Source organism: Mesorhizobium sp. CA14, assembly GCF_020165195.1.
Lineage (GTDB): Bacteria > Pseudomonadota > Alphaproteobacteria > Rhizobiales > Rhizobiaceae > Mesorhizobium.
In genome coordinates, this window is sequence record NZ_JAIUHR010000020.1 from 1 (window position 1) to 25,372 (window position 25,372).

The following is a 25,372-nucleotide window of genomic DNA, read 5'->3' on the forward strand; positions in this document are numbered from 1 at the left end:
GGGTCGGCCTGCCTTCCCAGCAGGCCGGAAAGAGCAAGAACGACGGGAAGAGCGGCAAGTCCGGCAAGCTGAACGCCGATATAGTAAAGCCGGGCGCGGTTGGCGAGCACCCAGGCGTTGCGATGCGCGGCATAGGTCAACGGCAGGAAATCGAGGCGAACAAGCTCAATTGCCAGCGGCGCCGCGACGCCAAGAAAAACTGCGAGGCCGAGCCACGGCCATGGGGTGGCAAGCCGGCTTCGGGCACGGGTGTCGTACAAGATCCAGATGCCGCCGAAGGCGAGCAGCAAAGCCGTCGAGAACTTGGCATAGAGCCCCAGGCCGGAAACGAGGCCGAGCGCGAGCCACCAGCCCGGCCGCCCGTCGCGCGCCGAGCGCCACAGCAGCCATGAGATCGCCGCCCAGAACGGCATCTGCGCGTAATCATGGTTGAATTGCGGGGTGGGCCAGCCGAAGAAGTAGATCGAGGGCATCAACAGCACGGCGGCGAGCGCGCGGGTCGAGCCCATGATGTCGCGTGCCAGCAGATAGACCAGGACGAAAGTCGTCGAGACCATCAATTGCGACAGCATATATTGCGGCCAGCGGAACGAGCCGGTCAGGAGATGGCTGATCTCGAGCAGCCAGCACGGGAGCTGCGGGTGCTTATAGGTCAACAGCACCCATTCGCGGCCCCACATGAACCCCTCGACGACGTCGCGAGGCGGCCCAACATTGACGATCGCCGGCATGACGGTCCAGCAAGCGATCTGCGTCAGGCATAAAAGCGCCAGCAATCGCCATTGGTGCCGGACCAAGCCGTTCCAGATCGAAGGCAGATTGCCTTCCGCGGCGATTGCCGACGGCCAAAGATGAACGGATTCCGTGGTTCTCGACATGCGGGCCTAAAATCATACCGGTGGATTGCTGAACAGTCCGATAGCAAAAGCTTACGAAAATGTATTCTTCCGCAACATTGTAAAACCAAGATTGCGATGGAACCCATCGCCGGCGCTTCGGGCAGGACCCGCCGGCTGATGGTTGCCTGAGCCGGCCCGCTGTTCGGAGCGCTGCGTTTCGAGAGAGCATGGTGCCGTCCGAAAACCGCTTTCCGCTTTCGGCATCATGCTCCAGTCATTCAGGTGCCTCCATGCGTCACCAGCACGCCGTCATCCATCACCGTGGGCTCGACTTCTGGTCGGCGCGCGCGGCGGTTCTCGTCATCATCTGTCTGCAGCTTCTGGTCATCAACAACCTGTCCTTCGGCCCGCGCTGGCTGGCCCCGACGGTCGAGGCGGCGCTGCTGGCGCCCCTGTCGATCGCGACGGCATGGACGCAGATGGCGACGCGCAGCGCCGTCGACCATGAGCATTGGTACGCGATCGGCCGATTGCGCCTCTATATCCGCCGCACGGCATTGGTGATGACCGGCGTCATCAGCATCATGAATTGCGGTTCGCTGGTCTTCCTGGTGAGGGCGTTGCTGGAAGGGCATGCCGGCGCCGGCACGACGCTGCTCGTCGACGCGCTCAACATCTGGGTCACCAATGTTATTGTCTTTGCGTTGTGGTTCTGGAGCACCGATCGCGGCGGTCCGCCGACCTGCGGCCTCGTCAAGCGCGCGCAAGCCGACTTCCTGTTCCCGCAAATGACGCTGCCCGATCGCGAGATACAGGGCTGGCTGCCAGGCTTCGTCGACTATGTTTTCCTGGCCTTTACCAACGCCACGGCGTTCTCGCCGACCGACACTCTGCCGCTCACGCAACGCGCCAAGCTCCTGATGATGGCGGAAGCGATGATTTCGCTCCTGACGATCGCGCTGGTGGCGGCGCGGGCCGTCAACATCCTGGCCTAAAACTGTATCGATATTCAGGTGAGGCCGGTCTGCAATGACGATTTTCTGCTCGGCCTGACTTGAATCTCAACACAGCTCATCGCCGATGTCAGGTGACCCGCTCCCAGCGCATGCCGGCCAGTCGCGGATCGGCAAAGGCGGTGCGTGAGAATTCCAGCCTCTTCTCCGGGAATTCGCAGATCGCCTGCAGGCCGAAAGAGCCGATACGGATGCGCCAGGTCTGCGGCTCCAGCGGCCTGGCCTTGGCAAAGCCCTTGCAGGTCAACAGCGCGATGTTGGCGCCCTTGGGATCGCGCACCGAGCGATAGCGGATCGCCTGCAGATCGGCTTCGCGCGCGACATCGGCGATCGCCTGGCAGGCGGTGTAGTCGGTGGGCTGGGTCCAGGCCTTTTCGTCGCGGTCGAGGGGCGGCCGTGTCAGGTCGATCGCGCGGTCGCATTTTATCGCAGCGGCGAAGGCAGTGTATTCCGCTGCGTCGTTCGGCCATGGCGTCGCCGGCGACTCCGCAAAGAACAACAAGCGGTAGAAGGCCATTTCCGCCACCGCCGTCAGCACCGTCTCGGCGGCATAATAGACGCCTTTGGTCTTGCCGGCGCGGCGAAAACGCGAGCCGTATGGATAGACGGAGCCATAGCGAAAAGGCGTCGACAACAGGTAATGGAGGTGGCGGCACTCCAGCGGGATATGCGGCTTGGTATCCTCGATGAGGTCTTCCAGCAGCGACTGCTCGTCGAGGGTCTCGACGAGCTTGAGGGTCGAGACCCGGTGCTGCGCCTCGACCATGCGCCAGTACTTGCCGTCGAGCCTGATGGCCTCAGACGAGAGCGCGTCGGGAGTCCAGGTAGGCAATGACATCGACAAGTCCGGCAATCGTCAGGATTTTTTCGAGCGGTGTGCCGTCGAGCGTGGTGTTGGGGTTCTTCAGCCAGGCCCGGGCAACGGTCTCGTCCCCGCCGACGATGGCGTCGAGCGAGCGGAACAGGCGGACGAACAGCACCGCCAACTCGAACGGCTTGGTGCCCTGTTCAAGCAGGAATTCCTGCCGGCGCATGCGCGAGACCGTTGCTTCCGACACACCGATGACCAAAGCGAGCGTCCTGGCGGTGATGTCGAGCAGATCGGCCGCGCGCAACGTGGCCTTGGTGATAACGGCGTTTTCGGCCGCCGCCGCGGCCGCGACTGGACGTTGCATAAGCGCACCCTTTCATTTCTGTGGAAAATATAATCCACAAAAATTCTTCTGGAAAGGGCAGTGTCAGTCTTTCTTGTAAAGCAGCCAGCCTTTGCCGGCCCGGCCGGCCGTAGCCGAGTGCTTTGTCACACGGTTGCGACCGCCGACCTTGGAACGATAAAGCGCCCGGTCCGCCTTGGTATAGAGATCTTCGGGGTTTTCCGCCTCCGAGGCCATGCAGATGCCCAGCGACACGGTAACGGTGCCGTAGTTCATGCCGGTCTGGCTGCTGGTGAACGGGGTCTGCTCGATCAGCGCGCGGATGCGCTCGGCGATCTCGTATGTGGTTTCCTCGCTGGCGCCCTCGACGATAAACGCGAACTCCTCGCCGCCGGTGCGCGCGATGAACGTGTCGGAACGGACGCTGGATTGGAAGATCTCGGCGACGATCTGCAGGAACCGGTCGCCGACCGGATGCCCATAGCGGTCGTTTATGTCCTTGAAATGATCGATATCGGCTAGGATCAAGGCGTTGAACAGGATGCCGCGATTGCTGTTGTAGATCCGGGTGATCTCCTTGTCGAAGGCGCGGCGGTTCCACAGCTGCGTGAGCGGGTCGGTATCGGCAAGCCGCTTGTATTCCTCGAGCTTCGACTTGACGCTTTCAAGCTCGGCCGTCTTTTCGCTGAGCGTGCTGGCGATCTGGCGGCCATGGTCGATCGTCGAATTGGTGGCGGCAGACATCGCGCCGGCGATCTTCTGGAGGATTTCCTGCGACAGCAGGCTGCGGTTGCTGAGGCCGGTCGAGGTCTCATCGAGAATTCGGCCATACTTTTCGATATGCGAACGCTCGCTGCGCAACAGCGCGGCGATGTCCTCGAGTTCGTTGGCGACCATCTCGCGGGCATGCTCGACGATGGCCGGACCATGGTGCTGGGGGAAGAAGGTGCGCCCGATGCCGTCGAGGTCCTCCTGGGTCGGGCGATTGCTCAACGAGACGACGGCAAGGCTGAGCTCGTGATTGCTGCCAGTGAGCGCCTCGTAGAAGATTTCGTAGTTGCGCGGCAGTCCGAGCACGCCGAGCTGACGCATCGTCCCCACGACGGTGCTGGCGATGTCGGTGTTCCTGTCAGTCGGAATGGCTGCCGGCTGCATATCGTGTTCACTGCCCCTTCAGTGCGACCGCAGACCTGCCTCCGCCGGGAGTCGCTCGCGGGATTTGAATCGGAACCATAAATGCGACGGCGCGTCCCCAACACGACTTTCGCTTGCAGGAATCATAGATGCAGTTGCGCTAATGTTTCCTTAACAGCCTGCATTTCCTCGATGTCTTTGCTATCACAACGTGCAATTCCATGCAGGAGCAGCTTTCGAAAGGCGGCGCTTCGGTGTCGCATTTGCCTGCGACCGGCCGCCTTAAACCTGGAATTCTATCCGGCAGCGGACGATGTCGACGGAGGCCGGGATGGACGAAAATCACAGCGGATCATGCCTGTGCGGGGCGGTGCGCTTCAGGACGAGGGGCCCGCTGCGAGGAGTGATCTATTGTCACTGCACGCAGTGCCGCAAGCAGAGCGGGCATTTCTACGCCGCGACCAATGTTCCAGATGCCAATATCGCGATTACCGGCGCGGAAAACCTCACCTGGTACGAAGCCTCCGTCTTTGCCAGACGCGGCTTTTGCAAGACATGTGGATCGGCGCTGTTCTGGAAGCCGAGGGATGACGCATATGTGTCGGTTCTGGCCGGGTCTTTCGACGAACCGACGAGCCTGCGGGGCGAGTGCCACATCTTCGTCGGCGACAAGGGCGATTATTATTCGATCGAAGACGGGTTGGCCCAGTTCGAGAAGTCGACGCCATCGATAAAGGTGGCGGACGAATGATTTTTGGCTCGGCTGCCTTATTCCCTTGATCCGGCCGTTGCGATATCCCCCTGACGGTTACTCGAAACGGGGCTGGGCATGCAGCGGCTGATCGACGCTTTCATCAATTCGGTACGGGCCTTCCGCAAGCTTGCCGCACACGAGAAGGCATTCCAGCAGGAACTGATGCTGCTTGCGCTCGCCCTGCCGGCCGGCTGGTTCATCTCGGTCTCCTGGCGCGGCTATGCCCTGCTGATCGGCGCTGTGCTGCTCCTGATCATGGTCGAAGTGCTCAACACCGGCATCGAGGCGGCCTGCGACGCGATCTCGCGGGAGTTCCACATCGACATCCAGCTCGCCAAGGATTGCGGTTCGCTGGCGGTGCTGATTTCGATCGTGATCGCTGGCGGCGTCTGGGGCATTGCCTTGATCGAGCGCCTTACCGGCGCGCCGATCTGATCCTCGCGATTGATCACGATCCCGCCTGGTCTTCCCGGGCGCGTTCACGCTTTGCGAAGTGATGGCCTACCAACCAGGCTACCACGGCGATAACGATGCCGACGCCAAGGGCGATGACCAGCCGCTCATGGCGTGCAAACGCCTGGCCCACCATTTCCTCCGCGCCCAGGCCGAAGACAAAGCCGATGCCGCTGAACAGGGCCGCCCAGACCGCGGACGAGACGGCATTCAGGATGACGAAACGCGGCACGGACACGATCGACAGGCCGGCGGCGACGCCGCCGACCAGGCGCATGCCGTAGATATAGCGGTTGGTCAGCACGAAAATGTTGGGATGGGTGTTGAGCAGGCGGTAGGCGCGGCTGAAGCCCGGACGCCTGCGCAACAGTCTCACATAGCGATGTTCGGCGAAGCTGCGCCCCATGGTGAAGAAGAAGGTGTCGCCGGCGAAGGCGCCGAGAAAGGCGGCGAGGAAAGTCTGCCACAGCACGAAAACATGCTGATGAGCAAAGAAACCGCCAAGGATTGCCGCGCTTTCGCCTTCGGCGACGCAACCCAGGAAGACCGCGATCAGCCCGTATTGCTCGATGAGATGGTGGATCGTCTCGCTCATTCCGTTGCGGGCCGCGCCGACAGTTTCTCGTCGATGCGCCTGATCTGCTCGGCCATGCGCAGGATCTCGTCCCGCATGCCGATGATCTCGCTGTGGCGCAGCTCGTCGAGCTTTTCATGCAGGGCCATGATCTCGATCTCGGCCTTCAGATTGACCTCGTAGTCGTGGGCCGCGTCGATGCGGTCGCGCTCGGTCTGACGGTTCTGCGACATCATGATCACCGGCGCCTGGATCGCCGCGAGCATCGACAGAACAAGGTTGAGGAAGATGAAAGGGTAGGGGTCGAAGGCGTCGCGCGTGAGCAGCCAGGCATTGCCGATGGTCCAAACAACGAGAAAGGCAAGGAAGCCGAGGATGAAGGACCAGGAGCCGCCGATCCTGGCGATGGTATCGGCGACGCGGTCGCCATACGTCGCGTGGAAGGCGACGGCCTTGTTGGTGTCGCGGGTGATGGTGGTGCGCTCAAGCGTCGACTGAAGGACACGGCTCTCGAGCAGACCGAAACCTTCCGGCTTCCGCTTGAGCAAACGGTTCGCCATATCCTCGACGATCTTGTTCATCTGTCCTCTCCTTCGCCCGGTATCGATAGACGTAGAGGCTGCCGGGCCGGACGTGAAGTGCTAGATTGCGGCGAACAGGCGAGGACAATGATGCTCGATTTCCAGAAATTCCACGCGCGGGCGGCAAAGCGCAAGGGCGGTGAGTCGGTGCTCTCTCCGCTGCTTGGTCCTGCCCCCGACAATGCGGCGGTGGCGAAAGTCCCCGACGACCGTATTCTCTCCACCATGGCCGAGCGCATTTTCGCAGCGGGATTCGTGTGGCGGGTCATCGAACAGAAATGGCCCGGTTTCGAGGAAGCGTTCCTCGGCTTCGAGCCGAAGCGGCTTTTGTTCCAGCCCGACGACTTCTGGCACGAGCTGGCGTCCGACAGCCGCATCGTGCGCAACCCGCAGAAGATCAAGTCGGTGCGCGACAATGCCGCCTTCGTCGATCGCGTTTCGAAGGAACATGGCAGCTTCGGCAAATTCATCGCCGGGTGGCCGGCGGACGATCAGGTCGGCCTGACCGCGTATCTCGCCAAACATGGCAGCCGGCTCGGCGGCAACACCGGCCAATATTTCCTGCGCTGGCTGGAATGGGACACGTTCGTCGTCTCCGCCGACATGGCAGCGGCATTGCGCGACGCCGGCCTCGATATCGCCGAGAACCCGACCTCGAAGCGGGACCTCGACAAGATCCAGGCGCAGATCAACCGATGGTCGGCCGAGACCGGCCTGCCGCGCCGCCACATCTCGCGCATCCTGGCGATGTCGATCGGCGAGAACCGCTCGGCGGAGGCGTTGCGCGAATATATGGGCGATTAGGTGGTTGGGATCGATCGATGTCCGTCGATCGATGAGGACATAATCGGCTCTGCCGATTAGTCGGGTTACGTTCTCCGATCGATGAGGACATAATCGGCTCTGCCGATTAGTCGGGATACGATCTTCGATCGATGAGGACATAATCGGTTCTGCCGATTAGTCAGGATACGATCTTCGATCGATCAGGGACATAATCGGCTTTGCCGATTAGTCCTAAGTGGCACAACCAAACGCCATTGCGGGGCGATTTCAGCCACGCTAAATCCGTTCCATGACCAAGACCGCTCCCGATACCCTGCGCATCGCCGTTGCCCAGCTCAATCCGACCGTCGGCGACGTCGCCGGCAATCTGGCAAAAGCGCGCGAGGCGAGGGCGGACGCGGCGCGACAGGGCGCCGATCTGGTGCTCTATACCGAGCTCTTCCTCGCCGGCTATCCGCCTGAAGACCTGGTGCTGAAACCTTCCTTCCTGAAGGCATGCGAGAAGGCCGCGCAGGATTTCGCCAACGACACGGCCGATGGCGGCCCCGGCGTCATCATCGGCACGCCGCTGAAGCGCCGGTCCGGCACGCATAATTCCATCGTCTTCGCCGACGGTGGCAAGATCATCGCCGAACGCTACAAGCTCGATTTGCCCAACTATGGCGAGTTCGACGAGAAGCGCGTCTTCCAGGCCGGGCCGGAACTGCAGGGTCCGGTGAATTTCCGCGGCGTGCGCATCGGCATTCCGATCTGCGAGGATATCTGGGGCGATATCGCCGTCTGCGAGACGCTGGCCGAAAGCGGCGCCGAGATCCTTTTGGTGCCGAACGGCTCGCCCTATTACCGTGCCAAGATCGACGTTCGCCACCAGATCGTCATCCGGCAGGTCATCGAAACCGGCTTGCCGATGGTCTACGCCAACCAGCTTGGCGGCCAGGACGAACTGATCTTCGACGGCGCCTCGTTTGCCATCGGCGCAGACAAGACGCTGGCCTTCCAGATGAGCCAGTTCGAGGAGGCGGTCGCCGTCACCACCTGGAAACGCAAAGGCGATCATTGGGTCTGCTCGGAAGGCCCGATGTCGAAGATCCCCGAGCGTGAAGAGGCCGACTATCGCGCCTGCATGCTGGGGCTGCGCGATTACGTCAACAAGAACGGCTTCAAGAACGTGGTGCTCGGCCTCTCCGGCGGCATCGACTCGGCGATCTGCGCGGCACTCGCCGTCGATGCGCTGGGCGAAGAGCGGCTGCGCACCGTCATGCTGCCCTACCGCTATACGTCGAAGGATTCGCTGAAGGATGCCGAGGACTGCGCGCGCGCGCTCGGCTGCCGCTACGACATCGTGCCGATCTCCGAGCCGGTCGAAGGCTTCAAGCATGCGCTGACGCAGCTCTTCGAGGGTACCCAGGAAGGCATCACCGAGGAGAACCTGCAGAGCCGCGCCCGCGGCACGATCCTGATGGCAATCTCCAACAAATTCGGCTCGATGGTGGTCACCACGGGCAACAAAAGCGAGATGTCGGTCGGCTACGCCACGCTTTACGGCGACATGAATGGCGGCTTCAACCCGATCAAGGATCTCTACAAGATGCAGGTCTACGCGCTGTCGCGCTGGCGCAATTCGCATGTGCCGCCGGGCGCGCTTGGGCCGTCCGGCGAGGTCATCCCGAAGAACATCATCGACAAGGCGCCGTCGGCGGAGCTGCGCGAGAACCAGACCGACCAGGATTCGCTGCCGCCCTATCCGGTGCTGGACGACATCCTGGAATGCCTGGTGGAGAACGAGATGAGCGTCGACGACATCGTCGCGCGCGGCCACGACCGGGCGACGGTGACGCGCGTCGAGCACCTGCTCTACATCGCCGAATACAAGCGCAGGCAGGCGGCGCCCGGCGTGAAGATCACACGGAAGAATTTCGGCCGCGACCGCCGTTATCCGATCACCAACCGGTTCCGGGACCGCGGCTAGTCCGCGAGATTGCGCCGCGCATGCAGGATGTTGAAATCAGTTTCGACCTGTCGCGGATCGATTTCCAGGCAACCTCCGATCTGCTCATGCAAAGCTATTGGGGTGCGTCGCGAACCGACGAGGCCAACCGCCGCGCCTTCGACAACTCGCTTTGCGTCGGCGCTTATCTCGACGGCGAGCAGGCCGGGTTCGCCCGCGCAATCACCGACTACGCGGTCTTCGCCTATCTTGCCGACGTCATCGTCTGGCCGGAGCGTCGTGGGCATGGCATCGGAAAACGGCTTGTGCAGGCACTCCTCGATCATCCCGATATGAAGACCGTCTCTCATTGGAGCCTTACGACCAGCGACGCTCACAGTCTCTACCAGAAGTTCGGATTCCGGGCAGAAGGGCGCTACATGCGACTGGATCGCTCACCCGCTGCCTGAGCCCCGGCCACAACCCGCCGTTGTTGCAGATTCGTCTCAGTGCTTGGACCAAATGTCGTTTTGGCGACGGGCCGACTTGGCGATCGGCTGATGCCTGCCTATAACGGCCTCTCCGCGATTCCCTTCCGGGAGGACCGTATGGCAGGATTTGACATCGTTATGCGAGGCCGCGAGGCCTAGGTCGGCGCTGGCGCTCCGGGGGGTTCTCGGAGAGCCAGACGCGGAACAGGCATTCGCCGCTGCCAGCCGCCGCCTCAGGGGCAGGCGGCCTACCATACTGAACCTCCCGCTCTTTTGGGGCGCCGTAGGCGCGGACGCGGGTTTTCCAATTTTGATTTTACCGGGACCGGGCTCGTTTGCGCCCGGATGACATCATGGCTCGTTTCAAGATCGATCTGCGCGCGAGCGCCTTTCGCAGCGTGCTTGGCTTCACGTCCGGCCACTGGCAGCGCCAGCCGTGGCGGCTTTCGCTCATCATGGGCGCGTTCCTGCTCTCGACGCTGGCCGACGTGCTGACACCCTTTTACTCCGGCCGCTTGGTCGATGCAGTCGCCAGCGGCGCCGGAACCGAGGCAGTCGCCTGGAATGCGGCGATGACGGCGTTCTCGATGCTGATGGCGCTGGCGCTGGCCGGCGTCGTGCTGCGCAATGTCGCGTTCCTGTGTATCGTTGAATTGACGCTGAAGATGATGTCGGACATCGCCGCCGATGCGTTCCATCGGGTGCAGCGCTTCTCGACGGACTGGCACGCCAACAGCTTTGCCGGATCGACGGTGCGCAAGATAACGCGCGGCATGTGGGCGCTGGATCTGCTCAACGACACGATCCTGATCGCGCTTTTGCCGTCGGTTGTCATGCTCGTCGGATCGACGCTGCTGCTCGGCTGGTTCTGGCCGCTGATGGGGGCCGTCGTGGCCGCCGGCTCGCTGCTGTTCATCGCCGTCACGACGATGCTGTCGCTCGGCTATGTCGCGCCCGCTGCGCGGCTCGCCAACAGCTGGGACACGCGGCTGGGCGGTTCGCTGGCCGACGCGGTGAGCTGCAACGCGGTCGTCAAGGGGTTCGGCGCGGAGGCACGCGAGGAAGCGCGGCTGGCGCGCGTCGTCGCCAAATGGCGCCTGCGCACCGGCCGCACCTGGATGCGCGGCACCGCCAACGGCACCACGCAAGGAGCGCTGCTGCTGCTGATGCGGGCGGCGGTGATCGGTCTTGCCCTCATGCTGTGGGCCTGGGGCCAGGCGAGCGCCGGCGATGTCGCTTTCGTGCTGACCTCGTTCTTCGTGCTGCAGGGCTATCTGCGCGACATCGGCACGCATATCCGCAACCTGCAGCGGTCGATCAACGACATGGAGGAACTGGTCGACTTCCAGTCTGAACCGCTCGGCATCGAGGACCGGCCCGGCGCTCGGCCGATCCGGATCACCGATGGGCGTATCGCCTTCGACAAGGTGACGTTCCACTACGGCAATCACCTTCTGCCGCTCTATCGCGATTTCTCGGTCGATATCGCGACGGGCGAACGCATCGGGCTGGTCGGGCATTCGGGTTCGGGCAAGACGACCTTCGTCAAGCTGATCCAGCGGCTCTATGACGTGAACGCCGGGCGGATCCTGATCGACGGGCAGGACATCTCGCAGGTCGAGCAGGCGTCGCTGCGCAGCCAGATCGCCATCGTCCAGCAGGAGCCGATCCTGTTCCACCGGTCGCTTGCCGAGAACATCGCCTATGCCAGGCCCGGCGCCAGCCAGGCCGAGATAGAGCATGCGGCCAAGCTCGCCAGCGCGCATGATTTCATCAGCAGCCTGCCCAAGGGCTATGGGACCCTGGTCGGCGAGCGCGGCGTGAAACTGTCGGGCGGCGAGCGACAGCGCGTGGCGATCGCCCGCGCCTTCCTGGCCGACGCCCGCATCCTGATCCTGGACGAGGCGACATCGAGTCTCGATTCGGAATCGGAAGTGCTGATCCAGAAGGCGATGGAGCGGCTGATGGTCGGACGCACGACCCTGGTGATCGCGCACCGGCTCTCGACGGTGCGGGCGCTCGACAGGCTGCTGGTCTTCGATCGCGGACGTATCGCCGAGGAAGGTTCGCATGACGAGCTGATCCGGCTGAACGGCGGCATCTATCGACGGTTATTCGAGCGCCAGGCACTCGAACTGACCAAGGGCCTTGTCGCCTGAGGAAAGGACTGCGCCCGGCCTTGGCCCGGGCGCAGTCGGCCGCAACGCGGTTGCAACCGCTCTCCCGTTACGGGGTTAGGGTGGCTCAATATGTTTTTCAAATTACTTTATATTTGTTTAAGTTTTAGGAAATAATATTTTAGTTTTTAGCTATTCATGCGCTTTCACACAATGATTTGAATGTATTTACAGAAAAGAAAATCAGATATGGCAGAAGAAGGCCTCTTGGAGATTTTCGCAGGAAGCCGACCGGATGGAGACTTCTTTGGGAAGAACGGCAGCCTTTAGCGCTTTGGTCTAGGCATTCACGATGAATCCTGTTTCCGCAAAAGCGCGTCCGGGCGAGGTGGCTGGGCCGTCGGCGCTGGAATCCCATGGTTCGGTTCGGCCTTTAGCCGCCGCGGATCTCGAGCGCGTCGCCGCGTTGTTCCTGATGAAATTTCGCCATCGTCGCCGCCAGCGCGATCGCGCGATCGCGCAGACGGCGGACTATATGAGGGAACTTTACCTTGACGGGGACGAGAGCAAGGCTCTTGTCCAGATCAACCCACAGGGCCGATTGGGTGGCTTCATGGGCGTTCTGAAAGCTCGTTATGAGCTCAACGGAAGGGCATTGAACGCTGCTATCATCGGTCCATTCATGACCGACTCCGGCATCGATCATGGTTGGGCCGGGCCGCAATTGCTGCGTGCCCTGCATCAGAGCGAATTCGACCTGTACCTGACCGATTCCGCCAACCGGACATCCTTGGCCTTCGCGCGTCCGATGAAGTATCAGCTCCTGCCGGTGCATTGCCTGGAATGGACCTGTGTTTTTCGGCCGGGCGCCATGGCCGTCGCCATGCTGCGCCGCAAATGGCCGGGGCTGCCACGCCTTGCGCTCGATCCCTTCGCGGGAGCATTTGACGCGCTTGCACGAAGAAGGTTCGAGCCGCCGGCCCAGCATTCGTCAAGCCAACGAATCCACAGCGAGCCGATCGATGCGGCCCAATTTGCGGAGCGGCTGCCTGTCCTTATGGCCGATTATTCCCTGCGTCCGAGCTGGAAGGATGGCGAGCTGCCGCGGTTGCTCGCGCTGGCGGCCGAGAAGCAGGCCCACGGGCCGCTTCATTTCGGCGGGATTGACGACGAAACGGGCAAGATGCTGGGATGCTATGCCTTCTATGGCCAAGCCGGCGGCGTCGCGAACCTGTTGCAAATCCAGGCGTCCGGATCCCACTGGGGCGTGACGCTGGATGCCCTCATCGCGGCGGCGCGGGATTTGGGCTGCGTAGGCATTGCCGGCCAGACCCAGAGCAGGTTCATGCCTCAGCTCTTCGGCCACAAGAACGTCTTCTTCCGCTATGCCGGAGGCACGATGGTCCGCTCGCGCATTGCCGAAGTCACGGAAGCGGTACGCTCCGGCGACATTTTCATCGGCGGGTTGATGGGCGATCGTTGGACCCGGCTCAGTTCCGACGATTTTGGCCGTGCCTGACCGGGTCAGGCGAACTTGTGCGGCGCGGCGCAGAAGCCGGCGATGATCTGGCAAAGGTCGGGTTCGTTGACCATACGGACCGCTTCGCTCGGGCCGACCCATTTGCGGGTGCGCGCGCGCTTCTCTTTCCAGCGATCCGCCACGCGCTCGACATGCAGCGGAAAGACCAGCACCTCGCAAGGCACTTCCTCGCCCGAGGCAAGGACCTTGGCATAGAAATAGCGGCCGGCTTCAAGATGCGAGATGGTGCCGCGCAGCCCGGCTTCCTCGCCCGCTTCGCGCGCAGCAGCCTCGCAAAGCGGTTCCCTGGCCTCCGGCCAGCCCTTGGGCAGCACCCAGCGCCCGGTGTCGCGACTGGTGATCAGCATGATCTCGACGCCGTTCTCGCCCTCGCGCCAAGGCAAGGCGGCGACCTGCAGGCAACAAGGCGCGACGCCGAAGAGCCGCCGGACTCTCTCGGCCATCTGGTTGTGCGTCGTCGGCCTCGTCAACATGGTAAGAAGCTGCCCCAAGCCTCCAGAATCGTTTGCCACCTTACAAATCTTAGGGCGAATTGTGGGCTTTAAAAGTAAAAAACTTCACTCTATCGGGAAATGCCACCAGAAAAGGTCATTTGCCCAAGTAGTTGCGCTCGTTGGCGCGGTTACACGGTCTGCCCTTGAGGCAGTTCCTCTCGAAACGTGAAGGCCGCTCAGCCGGCGTGATCGTCGGCGATCGGCTTCTGGTAAGTGAAGCCCATATCCCAGGGGAAGTAGATCCAGGTGTCCTGGCTGACCTCGGTGACGAATGTGTCGACCAGCGGGCGGCCCTTCGGCTTCGCATAGACGGTCGCGAAATGCGCCTTCGGCATCATGGCGCGCACTATGCCCGCCGTCTTGCCGGTATCGGTGAGGTCGTCGATGATCAGCACGCCCGCCCCGTCATCGGCGAGCAGCGGAGGCGAAATCTCCTTCAGGACCTGCAACTGACCCTGACTGGTGTAGTCATGATAGGAGGCCACGCACACCGTCTCGATGACGCGGATGCCGAGTTCGCGCGCGATGATGGCGGCGGGCACCAGGCCGCCGCGCGTGATGCAGACGATCGCTTTCCATTGCCCCTTGCTGGCGCCGGACAGCCGCCAGGAAAGCGCCCGGGCGTCGCGGTGGAACTGGTCCCAGGAGACGGGAAAGGCTTTTTCGGGAAGGGACATGGTTCGCGCACTCCGCAAGGCGCGCCGTCGGCGCGCAGAAACACTGGAATGCAGGCGGAATTAGCCGGAAAGCGCCGGGCTTGGCAAGGGGAGGGCTGTGGACTCAAAGCGCGTCGCGCTGAGACGAATTGAAGCGATGCGCTTTTGGGTTGACAGCTCGCGGCCTCGAAACCGCTTACGGGGTTCGAAAGCTGCGCTCACCGCGACAGGAAGGCTGCCACATTCGTCGTGCGCAGCACCGTGCGGGTGACGCCGCCGAACAGAAGCTGGCGCAGCCAGGAGTGGCTGTAGGCACCGAGCACCAGAAGATCGGCGCCGGACTCGGTTATCCGCGACTGGATGATATCATCCACCGAGGAGCCGTCCGATCTCTGCACGGAGACGCTGACATTGGCACCGTGACGCGACAGCGCCGCTGCGATCTCGGCGCCGGCGGCTTCTGCAGATTCATCGAGCGTCTCCGGCGGGTCGATGACGAGAATGTCCGTCTTGTCGGCCTCGGCGATGAAGGGCAGGGCATCGAACGCGGCCCGGGCCGCTTCCTTGCTGCCGTTCCAGGCAAGCAGCACGCGTCTGAAGGTCGTGATCAGCGGCCCGGCATGGGGCACGACCAGCACCGGTCGGCCGGCATCGTAGACCAACGTGTCGACATCGGCGCTCGGATCGCCGCCGGTGTCACGCTGCGCGGCAATGATCAGATCGGCGGCGCGCACGCTCGATATGCCGGTCAGCGCGCTGTCGCCGGAGAAGCTTTCCAGGCTCCGCCACTCGAAGGACAGGCCGGATTCCTCGATCCGTTTCAAAAAATAGGCCTGCATCTTGTCGGCGCGTTCCTTGTTCATCTCGGCCGAGACTTGGAGGAATTCGGTATCCGGGAAGCCGGTGGCCGATGTGTAGGGCACGGGAAGCGCCTCGGCATGAATGCCGACGAGATGGCTGTCGAACCTTTCGGCAAGCGGAAGGGCGCAATCGAGAACACGCTCGGCGTCCTGTTGGTTCTGCAAAATGGCGACGATTGTCTTGAAGCGCATGACCGGTCCCTCAATTGTTTGCGCTACGCATGCGCGCAGCGAAGGAACGTCTCAGCGCGTTGACTGGTTCCAGCCGAATGCCCGGTCAGCCTGCCTTGGCCAAGCCCGCCACCATTGCCTCGACGTCCTTGCGCGCGGCCTCGAGCGCTTCCTCGCTGCGGGCTCGGACGACAAGCTCGGTCCAGAACTTGCCGTCGCCATATTTGGGATAGGAGCCGATGATCGTGTCGGGATGCGCCTTCTGGATATCGGCCAGCGGCCCGCCGATCAATCCTTCGCCGAAGGGAGAGTGCACCGTAGCCGACAGCATCTTCGTGCCGGCCCTGAGCGTCGGCACTACATTGTCGAGCATGGCCTGGAAGATCGCCGGCACGCCGGCCATGACATGGACATTGCCGATGCGAAAGCCCGGCGCGACGGAGACGGGATTGTCGATATGATCCGCGCCGCGCGGCATGCGCGCCATACGCTTGCGCGCTTCGGTGAATTCGATACCGCGCCCGGCATAGCTTGCTTCGAGCAGCGCATAGGCCCTGGCGTCGTATTCGCAGGGCACGCCGAAGGCTTTGGCGATCGAGTCGGCGGTGATATCGTCATGCGTCGGGCCGATGCCGCCGGTGGTAAAGACGTAGGTATAACGGGCGCGCACGGCATTCACCGCCGCAACGATCTCGTCCTCCTCGTCGGGGACGATGCGCACTTCTTTCAGGTCGATGCCGATCGCCGTCATGATGTCGGCGAGGTGGCCGATGTTCTTGTCCTTGGTGCGGCCGGAGAGGATCTCGTCGCCGATGACGAGCATGGCGGCGGTGACGATTTCAGGCATGGCGGGCTCCGGCACAATAGGTCGCCTGAGATAACGCGGCCGGCGGCTGGCGGCAATGCGAAACCCGAAGTGTCGGATCCGCGCTTGTGGCGGCTGCCGTTGCCGATATGGTGCTGTCGGTCCGGCCGGGTGAAAACATGCTGATATCGATTGTCTTTTGGCTGCTTGCCGGCGTGCTTGCCGCCGTCGTGCTTGTTGTCCTCGCGCTGATGCTTGCGACCTGGCGGATCGCGGCAAAGGCCGAAGGACTGGTGCCGGGTTGCGGGAAATTCATCGAGGTCGACGGCAACCGCATCCACTATGTGGAAGAGGGCGAGGGCAGGCCGATCGTCTTCGTGCATGGGCTCGGCGCTCAGCTCCACCATTTCCGCTACACGCTGTTCGGGCGCTTCGGTCCTGGTTACCGACTGATCGCGCTCGACCGGCCGGGCTCCGGCTATTCGGTTCGGGCAAGGGATGCGACCGGCCGATTGCCCGAACAGGCCGACATCCTGCGGCGCTTCATCGAGGAATTGCGCCTGGAACGGCCACTCATCGTCGGCCATTCGCTCGGCGGGGCCATCGCGCTTGCTCTGGCAGCCGGGCATCCGACAGCGATTTCCGGCATTGCGCTGCTCTCGCCGCTGACGCATCTCGAAGCGAGGATACGTGAGCGGTTTGACCTGCTCTATGTTCCATCCCCGCTGTTGCGCCGCGTCCTGGCCCATACGGTGGCGATACCACTCAGCCTTCGTTACGCGCAGCCGACGCTGAGGTTCATTTTCGCGCCGCAAGCGGTTTCCGCGGACTACATGGTCGCTGGCGGGGGATGGCTCGGGTTGCGCCCGTCCCACTATTTCGCCACCTCCACCGATGTCGTGGCGGTGGAACGGGACCTTGGCGAAATCGAACGGCGTTACCGCGATATAGCGCTGCCGGCAGGCATTCTCTTCGGGACCGACGACCGGGTGATCGGCGAGGCCGTGCATGGCGAACCGATGCTGGACAAGATCGGGGGGCTCGACTTCGAACGGGTCGAAGGTCTGGGACACATGCCGCAATTCGTGGAGCCCGAACGGGTCGTCGCTTTCGTAAAACGTATCGCCGCGCGTGCTTTCGCCGACGCGAAATGAATTCGGCTAGTGGTCGCGGCAATGCCTCGCGGCTGATCACGCGGTGTCACACAAACGTGTCGGACATTCCGTCCCACCCGCAATTTCCGGTGGAACTTAGCCTCTGCGGCAGGGTTTCGTCTGTGTCGCTGTGGGGCTTCGGCCCCATATATTTTGCGATCGAGAGAATGGAGAAATCCGATGCTTACACGACTTATCGCAGCTTCGGCGCTGGTGCTGGCCATGGGTGGCGCGGCCATGGCGCAGTCATCAGATGACTGGTGGTGGTGGCACCGCGACCATCGTCCCGACGTCCGCGAGCAGGTGGACCCCTATACTACAGGCAGCATCAACGGTGGCTCCGCGTTGACCGCCCACGGCAGTACCGGCGCTATGGGGCCGTGTGCCGACACAACGCCAGGTCCCGATGCCAATTCGCAGCAGAACGTCAATGACAACTACTGCGGCAAATAGGGCCGCATAGTCGCCGGCGGCCGGCATGAAGCCTTGGGCTTGCCGGTCGCGGAGGCGATTCCAGTTTGTTGGAGTATTTTTCGCCGTTTCACGAGACGGCGAAACGCCCGACGCAATCCGGGGCGGAAGGTTGCGGCGAAAGCGCCGAGCCTGACCGGAATGTTTTAGTCAGATACTTCGGTCTGCGGGCGGTCGCGGCCGTCGGCGAGTTCATCGTGCCACTTTCCTTCGGCATCCTCATACTGGATGCCGTCCGTGGTGCCGGCGACCTGCTGCTCGGCCGAAGCGATTTCGGCCGCGCGCAGCGCTTCCTGGTGCGTGCGGAAAGTCTCAGAGAATGTCGAGCCGACCTTGTAGGCCCAGCCGCCATCATGCTCGACGATCTTGTAAGTCAGCTTCGCCATGGAATCCTCCGGTTAAGAAACCCGCTCAATGCAGCTTCCCGTCGGCCAGCCTGTCTTCAGGAACCAGCACTTCCGATTCCCTGGCCGCCTCGACGAGGGCGCGACGCGCGTCCGCTGTTGAACGATAACCTTCCAGCGCCTTGAGGCAAGTGTCCAGAGCATCACGATGACGCTCGCCGCGATTGAGCGGCCAAACGGTCATCAGGCACTCGGCGGCTTCGCGGGTGCTTCGGATTTGGCGATATTTGCCGACATGGCCGAGTTCGACCACCACCGGCTTTTCAAAGGGCTTGTTGTCTATCATGGCCGCCAACGTAAAACGGCCAAATTGGTTGCAGTTGTGGCGAGAAACCTGCGCCCAAACGTCTCAGCACTCTGCTGATTTCGAGTTTGTTTTGACCCAATTCCGAACGGAATGCCACGGCGAAGCCGCCGGGCCTGATCGTGTCACAGTTTTCCTGGAATTGCTCTAGCCGGCGGCCTTCATCCAATGCCGCATCGTCGTCACCGAACGTGCCAGTTGAGGCGCGGGATGGATTTCCTCGCCGAAGGCAGCCGCCGCGCGCCAGCCCCAGCGCGGGTCGGCGAGGAATGCGCGCGCCAGCGCCACCATATCGGCACGACCGTCGGCCACGATCGCCTCGGCCTGGCTCGGATCGTCGATCAGCCCCACGGCGCGTGTCGGAATGCCGGCGCCGTTGCGCACGGCCTCCGCCAGATGCACCTGGTAGCCGGGGCCGGGCGGCACCTGCTGCAGAGGCGAATTGCCGCCGCTGGAGCAGCAGATATAGGCGATGCCCTCGGCCTTTAGCGCCTTGGCCACCTCGATTGCGTCCTCGACGTCGAAACCGCCATCGACCCATTCCTTCACCGAAAGGCGCGCGCCCAGCATCATGGACGGAGCGGCCTTCCTCACCGCCCTGGCGATTTCGACCGCAAAGCGCATGCGGTTTTCCAGCGACCCGCCCCAGCGGTCCGTCCGCTGGTTGGAGAGCGGCGAGAGGAACTGGAAGATCAGATAGCCATGCGCGGCGTGCAGTTCGGCAAAGTCGAAGCCGGCGCGTTCGGCGCGCACGGCCGCCTGCGCAAAGCGCGCAATCAGCTCCAGAATCTCGTCCTCCTCCAACGCGTGCGGCACATTCCAGCCCGTGTCATAGGCGATGGCCGAGGCAGAAACCGTCTGCCAGGAATCCTCGCCAGGCTGCAGCGGACCGCCGCCTTCCCAGGGTTTGCGGTTAGAAGCTTTGCGGCCGGCATGGGCAAGCTGAACGCCGAATTTCGTGCCGCGCGCGGCGACGCGCCTGGCGGCGTCGAGCGTGCGCTTGGCGGCCGCCTCGTTGTCGTCGGAATAGAGGCCGAGGCAGCCATGCGAGATGCGTCCGCGCCGCTCGACATCGGTCATCTCGACGGTCACCATGCCGGCGCCCGACATTGCCAGGTTCATCCAGTGATAGAGATGCCAGTCGCTGGCCGAGCCGTCCTCGGCCGAATACTGGCACATGGGGGCAACCGCGATGCGATTGGGGAAGGTGAGACCGCCGAGGGTGATCGGCTGGAAAAGCGATGACGTCATGAAACGGGCTCCTGGCGAGATACCGCTATCTAGGCAGCCGCGGCGCGTCGCGCCAGTCACGAGCCGGTGAAACTCCCGCTGGACCAGTCGGTTTCCAGGCCAGTCGGTTTCGGCCAGCCGGTTTCCAGGATTGCGTGCGCCACCTTTCGTCGTTACCCCTTGTCGCCAATACGGAGATCGTCATGGAAGATCGCGTTCGCATCCGTTCGGAGGAGGTCCTTTCGGACGACTGGGCGGTGCTGAAGAAGACGGTGCTCGACTATCGCCGCCGCGACGGGCGATGGGAGACGCAGATCCGCCAGACCTACGATCGCGGAGACGGCGCGGTGATCCTGCCCTTCGATCCGCAGCGCTCGACCGTGCTCCTGGTGCGGCAGTTTCGCTTCCCGGCTTACGCCGTGGGCTATCGCGAGCCGCTGATCGAGGCCTGCGCCGGCTTGCTCGACGAAAACGATCCCGAAACCGCCATCCGCAAAGAAGCGGAAGAGGAGTTGGGTTACCACCTGAAGGATGTCGAGCGGCTGTTTTCGCCCTTCATGAGCCCGGGCAGCGTGACGGAACGGCTCTGGTTCTTCACGGCGCACTATTCGCCGGCTGACCGCATTTCCGACGGCGGTGGCTCACCGGAGGAAGGCGAGGACATCGAGGTTCTGGAAATGCCGCTGGACGAGGCGCTGGCCGGTATCGCCGACGGCCGCATCGTCGACGCCAAGACGATCATCCTGATCCAGCACCTGAAGCTCAATCCGATCAAGATTTGACTCTGTCTTCGGCTGCAATGCTTCGGCGTCCGGTGGCCTGCCACCCGAAGCTCGACATGCGAAGGGGTGGTGCGGACGACGGGAATCGAACCCGTACGATCAGAGATCGAGGGATTTTAAGTCCCTTGCGTCTACCAATTCCGCCACGTCCGCAGGCGTGCCCTTTTCAGACGCCTGATATGAGCCGTCAAGCGATGTTTCCGATCGTCCGCAGTTTGCGCGGGCGACCATCGCGCAGATTTAATATTAGTGATGTTTAAAATGCCAAATTCTCCAGACCGATCCCATTAGCGTTTGTATGCGAGCATCGGGCCGGCTTTGATGGTGGAACCATGCGTGGGCCAGGCTGGATCAGGGGACTGCGGGAGGCGGAGGCGCGGCAGCTGCGCCGCGAGATCGATCGGCTCGAGCGGGGTCTGATCGAGGCCGCGAACTCGAAGGCCAAATGGAACCTGCATGAGGTCGCGCACACGCTGCGCTGGCAAAAGGCCCGGCTGCGGCGGCTGGAGGAATGCCTCGACGCCATGCCCGAAGGAAAGAGGGCTTCGAACCGATCCTGAGGCCGGTCGCAAAGCATTCAGCCAAGCATGTCCGCCACATCCGCCACGGCAGGGTAGGGCGGTTGGAAAGTGGCGCGATCACGGAATTACGGTCTGCCAAGGGAACGCTAGGTTCCGCGGCGCGGCGGATCGATCCGCCAAGGCCGGCGTCTATCAGGCCCCTACCCATTCCCCCGCCCCCTGCGGGCGCCGGCCACGCTATTTCGACAGATTGATGCGGGAGAGGTCTTCCGCATCGACACCGGTGGCGCAAGCCTCAGAATTTATAGCTGAAATTCACGCCCAGCGTCTGCAGCTTCACGTCCTGATCGCGCTCGGTGAAGGTGTTCGAAGCGTCGAAATGCTCCTTGCCGAAATCATAGTAGCGATATTGCGCGCCGACGACGACATTGTTGGTCAAGGCATAGTCGACGCCGGCGCCGAGCGTCCAGCCGGTGCTGGTGCGGGTTTGGGCAAAGCCGGTGCCCGCCGCTTGCGAGGTCTCGATGCCGGCGAAAGCCAAGCCGCCAATGCCATAGACCAATACGCGATCCGTTGCGTAGCCGGCCTTGGCATTGACCGATCCGAACCACTTGACGTCGGTGCCGAATGTGTTTGCCGGGCCGGCGGTGCCGTCGATCGAAGCGTAATTGAGATCGGCCTCGGCGCCGATCACGGCCTGGTCGAACTGCCAGAGCCCCGCGACATGGCCGCCGACGAAACCGCCGTCGATGTCGGGCTTCACCGAACCGCCATCGATGCTGATGTCGGATCGACCCCAGCCATAGCCGGCCTGCATGCCGGCATAGTAGCCGGTCCAGTCGAAGCCGGGCGCGGTCATCGGCAGATTGGTGCCTAGGTCCGCTGCCCAGGCAGAGCCGGACAGCAGGGCAAGAAGGCCGGCAGTGGCGAGCGTCAGTCGACGCATAGGGCGCTCCGAAATGGCGGTTTCGAAAGACTCCTTCGGGCAGACTAGCCCCAATCACCGCGAAACGGAATTGCATCTCTGCAACAGTGGTTTACGACCTGACGCTCTGGCTCCGGGCGCCGACATTTGCCAAACTGGCCCATGCAGAGGACTCAAGCCCATGACGAACGCCAAGCCGACAAGCGCCACAAAGCCAAAGCCGTGGACCGAGGTGGCGACATATCTGGTAGATGTCGCGATGGGCCGAAAGCCGGCGGAGCTAGTCATCCGCAACGGTCGCTGGGTGAATGTCCATTCGGGCGAGATCATCCCCGGCACCGATATCGCGATCGCCGCCGGCCGCTTCGCCTATTGCGGGCCGAACGCCAGCCATGCGATCGGGGAGGGGACCAAGGTCGTCGATGCCGGCGGGGCCTATCTCGTGCCCGGCCTTTGCGACGCGCATATGCATGTCGAGAGCGGCATGGTGACTGTGACGGAGTTCTGCCGCGCGGTCATCCCGCACGGCACCACCTCGATGTTCATCGACCCGCACGAGATCGCCAACGTGCTTGGACTGCCGGGCGTTCGCCTGATGCATGACGAGGCGGTCGCGATGCCGATCAACGTGCATGTGCAGATGCCGTCCTGCGTGCCCTCGGCGCCGGGGCTGGAGCATGCCGGCGCCGAGCTGACGGTCGCCGACGTGGCAGAGGCCATGACCTGGGAAAATATCATCGGGCTCGGCGAGGTGATGAATTTCCCCGGAGTCGCCGCCAACGATCCGGTGATGTCGGGCGAGATCGCCGAGACGGTCAGGGCCGGCAAGACGGTCGGCGGGCATTATGCATCGCCCGATCTCGGTCTGCCCTTCCATGGCTACGTCGCCGGCGGGGCGGAGGACGACCATGAAGGCACGCGCGCGGAGGACGCGATCGCGCGGGTGCGCCAAGGCATGAAGGCAATGCTGAGGCTGGGATCGGCCTGGTACGACGTCGCGGCGCAGATCAAGGCGGTGACCGAAGGCGGCGTCGACCCGCGCAACTTCATCCTGTGCACCGATGACAGCCATTCCGGCACGCTGGTGCATGAAGGCCATATGGATCGCGTGGTGCGGCATGCCATCAGCCAGGGGCTGAAGCCGGTGACGGCGATCCAGATGGCGACGCTCAACACCGCGCAACATTTCAGGCTGGAGCGCGAGATCGGCTCGATCGCGCCCGGACGCCTGGCCGATCTTCTCATCGTTTCGGACCTTGCCCAGATGACCATAGACGAGGTTTATGGCCGCGGCGTCAGGCTGGCCAAGGCCGGCAAGCTCGAGATCGACATCGCGGCCTATGACTATCCGCAATCGGCGAAGAATACCGTCAGGCTCGGCAAGAAACTCGCGGCGAAGGATTTTGACATTTTTGCGCCGCAGGGCGCCAACGAGGTGCGGGCGCGGGTGATCGGCGTGATCGAGAACCAGGCGCCGACGCGGGCTCTGGAAGCCGATCTGGCGGTCGAGGACGGGCTGGTCGCCATGGACAGGCGCAACGACATCTGCCAGATCGCCCTGGTCGAGCGCCATCGCGGCACGGGCGGCGTCACCAACGCTTTCGTGTCCGGTTTCGGCTATGTGGAGGACTGCGCGATGGCGTCCAGCGTCGCGCATGACGCGCACCACATCATCGTCGTCGGCACCAACAAGGAAGATATGGCCTTGGCCGTCAACCGGCTGGGCGAGGTGGGCGGCGGCGTCGTGCTTTATTCCAGGGGCAAGGAACTGGCGCTGGTCGAGATGCCGATCGCCGGGCTGATGTCGGACGAGCGCGCCGAGATCGTCGCGGCGAAAGCCGAGCAACTGACCGAGGCGATGCGCAAGGCCGGCTGCTCGCTCAACAACGCCTATATGCAGCACTCGCTGCTGGCGCTGGTGGTTATTCCGGAGCTCAGGATTTCGGATGTTGGCCTGGTCGACGTGACGACGTTCCGGAAGGTCGACCTGTTTGTTTAGGGTAAGTCACCCGCCGGTCGCTATGGTCAACACCTTGAACGGCGTGGTGATAACGACCTCGGCGACCGAACCGACCGCCTTGCCGAGGCCTTGGCCGATATCGTTGAGCTGCGTCGGGTCGGGCTCGTCCGAGGCAAGCCCGGCCGGTGTGCGCAGCCGGTTGCCCAGCAATTGCACCAGGATCGGGTTGTCGGCGAATTTGGCATGGTTCAGGCCGCCGTCGCCGCCCTTGGCGTGGGTCAGGTCGACGACCGTCACGCCGTAATCGGCGAGATCTGCGGCGTTGCCGTAGTCGCCGACGCGCGGCTTGTCGCCGGAAATGAAGCTCGACAGCTTCAGCGCCCTGTCGTCGCCCGAAAGCAGGATGGCGAAGGGCTTGTCGGGCTTGCCGTAGCGGATCATCTGCTTCTTGAAGACATCGACGTCGATGTCGGGCGAGGCGAGGATGACATAGCCGAGCTTGCCGCCGAGATCGCGGTCGCCGGTGATGGCGAGCTGGCGCAGCGCCTCCATCGTCAGCCAGGTGCCCATTGAATGGGCGATGATGTCGATGCTCTTGACGCGCGTCTTGGCGAGCATCCTGAGCGTCGCCTCGAGGTCGTCGCGCGCAGCGGTCGAGCTGTCCTTGTCGTAGATATAGCCGGTCGCCTTGGCGCTCGATGCCCATGAGAACAGCACCGGCGTTCCGGGATATTTGGTGTCATGCGCTATCTGCGTGATGCGGTAGATGCCGTCGTCGAAACCGTTGTTGAAGCCGTGCACGAACACCAAAGCGCGGTCGCCGCGCATGGAAATGTCGGCGCCGACCGCCTTGGCGAATTGCCGCGCGTCGCCATAGTGGACGACGTCGCTGGCGGTGAACTGCTTGGCCGGATTGGAGTCTGCCGAGCCCTTGGCGCGTTCGATCGCGCCGACCTGATGGATCTTCGGCACGGTGACGTCGACGCGGGCGTAGCCGGTGGTCAGCGAACGGTCGCCGTCGAACACCTGGCGCGGATCCTTGGTCGCCTGCTGGCGGGTGGTGGCGACGAAGATTTCGTGCCTGGCGGCGATGTCGGAGGCGGGCGCTGTAACTGTTTTGCGGTTGAGAAGGTCATGCGTGGGACCGGCGCAGCCGGCGAGGGCGAGCGTGAAGGCAAGGCCGACAACGATCTTCACATGCGCAGTCACCCGGGATCCCCCAAGGGCGGCAACCTCTCTTGCTACTCCGATAAAGCCAGAGGGCGGCCGGGT

28 protein-coding genes and 1 tRNA gene are annotated in these 25,372 nt (G+C 63.0%); 13 read left to right on the forward strand and 16 right to left on the reverse strand.

Annotated elements, in window-relative coordinates; translation table 11 throughout:
- A partial coding sequence (locus tag LB565_RS19750; protein ID WP_224586872.1) for a glycosyltransferase family 39 protein occupies positions 1–878 on the reverse strand: 878 nt, incomplete at its 3' end.
- 251 nt (positions 879–1,129) lie between these two features.
- Here LB565_RS19750 and LB565_RS19755 point away from each other — a divergent pair.
- On the forward strand, positions 1,130–1,834 hold the full coding sequence (locus tag LB565_RS19755; RefSeq protein WP_224586874.1) for a hypothetical protein: 705 nt from the start codon (positions 1,130–1,132) through the stop codon (positions 1,832–1,834).
- A gap of 88 nt (positions 1,835–1,922) precedes the next feature.
- Here LB565_RS19755 and LB565_RS19760 read toward each other — a convergent pair whose 3' ends face one another.
- The 3 genes from LB565_RS19760 to LB565_RS19770 all read right to left on the reverse strand — a co-directional run bounded on the left by LB565_RS19760 (position 1,923) and on the right by LB565_RS19770 (position 4,161).
- Positions 1,923–2,690: an RES family NAD+ phosphorylase gene (locus tag LB565_RS19760; RefSeq protein WP_224586876.1), complete on the reverse strand. Its 768-nt coding sequence runs from the start codon at positions 2,688–2,690 to the stop codon at positions 1,923–1,925.
- Positions 2,650–3,027, reverse strand: a complete 378-nt coding sequence (locus LB565_RS19765; RefSeq protein ID WP_224586878.1) for an antitoxin Xre/MbcA/ParS toxin-binding domain-containing protein — start codon at positions 3,025–3,027, stop codon at positions 2,650–2,652. Before LB565_RS19765 ends, LB565_RS19760 begins: the two co-directional genes overlap by 41 nt.
- Before the next feature lie 63 nt (positions 3,028–3,090).
- On the reverse strand, positions 3,091–4,161 hold the full coding sequence (locus LB565_RS19770; RefSeq protein WP_224586888.1) for a GGDEF domain-containing protein: 1,071 nt from the start codon (positions 4,159–4,161) through the stop codon (positions 3,091–3,093).
- A gap of 310 nt (positions 4,162–4,471) precedes the next feature.
- Here LB565_RS19770 and LB565_RS19775 point away from each other — a divergent pair, with 310 nt between their 5' ends.
- Complete coding sequence (locus tag LB565_RS19775) at positions 4,472–4,891, forward strand: GFA family protein (protein ID WP_224586890.1); 420 nt, start codon at positions 4,472–4,474, stop codon at positions 4,889–4,891.
- 78 nt (positions 4,892–4,969) lie between these two features.
- Complete coding sequence (locus LB565_RS19780) at positions 4,970–5,329, forward strand: diacylglycerol kinase (protein WP_224586893.1); 360 nt, start codon at positions 4,970–4,972, stop codon at positions 5,327–5,329.
- A 13-nt stretch (positions 5,330–5,342) separates the two neighbouring features.
- On the opposite strand, the gene LB565_RS19785 is transcribed toward LB565_RS19780, so the two are convergent.
- Together LB565_RS19785 and LB565_RS19790 are read right to left on the reverse strand one after the other, a co-directional pair.
- Positions 5,343–5,942: a DedA family protein gene (locus tag LB565_RS19785; RefSeq protein ID WP_224586896.1), complete on the reverse strand. Its 600-nt coding sequence runs from the start codon at positions 5,940–5,942 to the stop codon at positions 5,343–5,345.
- Positions 5,939–6,502 (reverse strand): DUF1003 domain-containing protein, encoded by a 564-nt coding sequence (locus LB565_RS19790; protein ID WP_224586897.1) that lies wholly within the window; start codon positions 6,500–6,502, stop codon positions 5,939–5,941. Before LB565_RS19790 ends, LB565_RS19785 begins: the two co-directional genes overlap by 4 nt.
- Positions 6,503–6,592: 90 nt before the next feature.
- On the opposite strand from LB565_RS19790, the gene LB565_RS19795 reads away from it, so the two are divergent.
- The 5 genes from LB565_RS19795 (at position 6,593) to LB565_RS19815 (ending at position 13,342) form a co-directional block, all read left to right on the forward strand.
- The gene (locus tag LB565_RS19795; RefSeq protein ID WP_224587078.1) at positions 6,593–7,306 is read left to right on the forward strand and encodes a DNA-3-methyladenine glycosylase I; all 714 of its coding nucleotides are present in this window, start codon (positions 6,593–6,595) and stop codon (positions 7,304–7,306) included.
- Between the two features lie 271 nt (positions 7,307–7,577).
- Complete coding sequence (locus LB565_RS19800) at positions 7,578–9,257, forward strand: NAD+ synthase (protein WP_224586900.1); 1,680 nt, start codon at positions 7,578–7,580, stop codon at positions 9,255–9,257.
- A gap of 20 nt (positions 9,258–9,277) precedes the next feature.
- A complete protein-coding gene (locus tag LB565_RS19805) occupies positions 9,278–9,685 on the forward strand; it encodes a GNAT family N-acetyltransferase (RefSeq protein ID WP_224586902.1) in 408 nt (135 codons plus the stop codon).
- A gap of 374 nt (positions 9,686–10,059) precedes the next feature.
- A complete protein-coding gene (locus LB565_RS19810) occupies positions 10,060–11,865 on the forward strand; it encodes an ABC transporter ATP-binding protein (RefSeq protein ID WP_224586904.1) in 1,806 nt (601 codons plus the stop codon).
- A gap of 310 nt (positions 11,866–12,175) precedes the next feature.
- Entirely contained in the window at positions 12,176–13,342 is a 1,167-nt protein-coding gene (locus LB565_RS19815) for a hypothetical protein (RefSeq protein WP_224586906.1), read from the forward strand.
- Positions 13,343–13,347: 5 nt separating this feature from the next.
- Here LB565_RS19815 and LB565_RS19820 read toward each other — a convergent pair whose 3' ends face one another.
- From LB565_RS19820 to LB565_RS19835, 4 genes are all read right to left on the reverse strand, one after another.
- On the reverse strand, positions 13,348–13,836 hold the full coding sequence (locus LB565_RS19820; RefSeq protein WP_224586908.1) for an NUDIX hydrolase: 489 nt from the start codon (positions 13,834–13,836) through the stop codon (positions 13,348–13,350).
- A 197-nt stretch (positions 13,837–14,033) separates the two neighbouring features.
- Entirely contained in the window at positions 14,034–14,534 is a 501-nt protein-coding gene (gene gpt, locus LB565_RS19825; RefSeq protein WP_127226028.1) for a xanthine phosphoribosyltransferase, read from the reverse strand.
- Between the two features lie 197 nt (positions 14,535–14,731).
- On the reverse strand, positions 14,732–15,565 hold the full coding sequence (locus LB565_RS19830) for a universal stress protein (protein ID WP_224586910.1): 834 nt from the start codon (positions 15,563–15,565) through the stop codon (positions 14,732–14,734).
- Between the two features lie 85 nt (positions 15,566–15,650).
- On the reverse strand, positions 15,651–16,391 hold the full coding sequence (locus LB565_RS19835; protein WP_224586912.1) for a competence/damage-inducible protein A: 741 nt from the start codon (positions 16,389–16,391) through the stop codon (positions 15,651–15,653).
- Positions 16,392–16,477: 86 nt separating this feature from the next.
- Between LB565_RS19835 and LB565_RS19840 the strand changes: the two genes are divergently transcribed.
- Both LB565_RS19840 and LB565_RS19845 read left to right on the forward strand, forming a co-directional pair.
- Entirely contained in the window at positions 16,478–17,503 is a 1,026-nt protein-coding gene (locus LB565_RS19840; protein WP_318012175.1) for an alpha/beta hydrolase, read from the forward strand.
- Positions 17,504–17,683: 180 nt separating this feature from the next.
- Positions 17,684–17,956 (forward strand): hypothetical protein, encoded by a 273-nt coding sequence (locus tag LB565_RS19845; RefSeq protein ID WP_224586914.1) that lies wholly within the window; start codon positions 17,684–17,686, stop codon positions 17,954–17,956.
- A 164-nt stretch (positions 17,957–18,120) separates the two neighbouring features.
- Here the strand turns inward: LB565_RS19845 and LB565_RS19850 are convergent, their stop codons facing one another.
- The 3 genes from LB565_RS19850 to LB565_RS19860 form a co-directional block, all read right to left on the reverse strand.
- The gene (locus LB565_RS19850; RefSeq protein WP_140750592.1) at positions 18,121–18,360 is read right to left on the reverse strand and encodes a DUF2188 domain-containing protein; all 240 of its coding nucleotides are present in this window, start codon (positions 18,358–18,360) and stop codon (positions 18,121–18,123) included.
- Positions 18,361–18,385: 25 nt separating this feature from the next.
- On the reverse strand, positions 18,386–18,664 hold the full coding sequence (locus tag LB565_RS19855; protein WP_224586917.1) for a DUF982 domain-containing protein: 279 nt from the start codon (positions 18,662–18,664) through the stop codon (positions 18,386–18,388).
- A gap of 165 nt (positions 18,665–18,829) precedes the next feature.
- Positions 18,830–19,933: an NADH:flavin oxidoreductase/NADH oxidase gene (locus tag LB565_RS19860; protein WP_224586920.1), complete on the reverse strand. Its 1,104-nt coding sequence runs from the start codon at positions 19,931–19,933 to the stop codon at positions 18,830–18,832.
- 182 nt (positions 19,934–20,115) lie between these two features.
- Here LB565_RS19860 and LB565_RS19865 point away from each other — a divergent pair, with 182 nt between their 5' ends.
- Entirely contained in the window at positions 20,116–20,694 is a 579-nt protein-coding gene (locus LB565_RS19865) for an NUDIX domain-containing protein (RefSeq protein ID WP_224586922.1), read from the forward strand.
- A 67-nt stretch (positions 20,695–20,761) separates the two neighbouring features.
- Here LB565_RS19865 and LB565_RS19870 read toward each other — a convergent pair.
- A tRNA-Leu gene (locus LB565_RS19870) sits at positions 20,762–20,847 on the reverse strand.
- A gap of 179 nt (positions 20,848–21,026) precedes the next feature.
- Here LB565_RS19870 and LB565_RS19875 point away from each other — a divergent pair.
- Entirely contained in the window at positions 21,027–21,254 is a 228-nt protein-coding gene (locus LB565_RS19875) for a hypothetical protein (RefSeq protein ID WP_224586924.1), read from the forward strand.
- Positions 21,255–21,510: 256 nt separating this feature from the next.
- Here LB565_RS19875 and LB565_RS19880 read toward each other — a convergent pair whose 3' ends face one another.
- Entirely contained in the window at positions 21,511–22,161 is a 651-nt protein-coding gene (locus tag LB565_RS19880) for an outer membrane protein (RefSeq protein ID WP_224586926.1), read from the reverse strand.
- A 160-nt stretch (positions 22,162–22,321) separates the two neighbouring features.
- Between LB565_RS19880 and ade the strand changes: the two genes are divergently transcribed.
- Positions 22,322–24,139, forward strand: a complete 1,818-nt coding sequence (gene ade, locus LB565_RS19885; protein WP_224586928.1) for an adenine deaminase — start codon at positions 22,322–22,324, stop codon at positions 24,137–24,139.
- Positions 24,140–24,145: 6 nt separating this feature from the next.
- Here the strand turns inward: ade and LB565_RS19890 are convergent, their stop codons facing one another.
- The gene (locus LB565_RS19890; protein WP_224586930.1) at positions 24,146–25,309 is read right to left on the reverse strand and encodes an alpha/beta hydrolase; all 1,164 of its coding nucleotides are present in this window, start codon (positions 25,307–25,309) and stop codon (positions 24,146–24,148) included.
- Between the last annotated feature and the right edge of the window lie 63 nt (positions 25,310–25,372).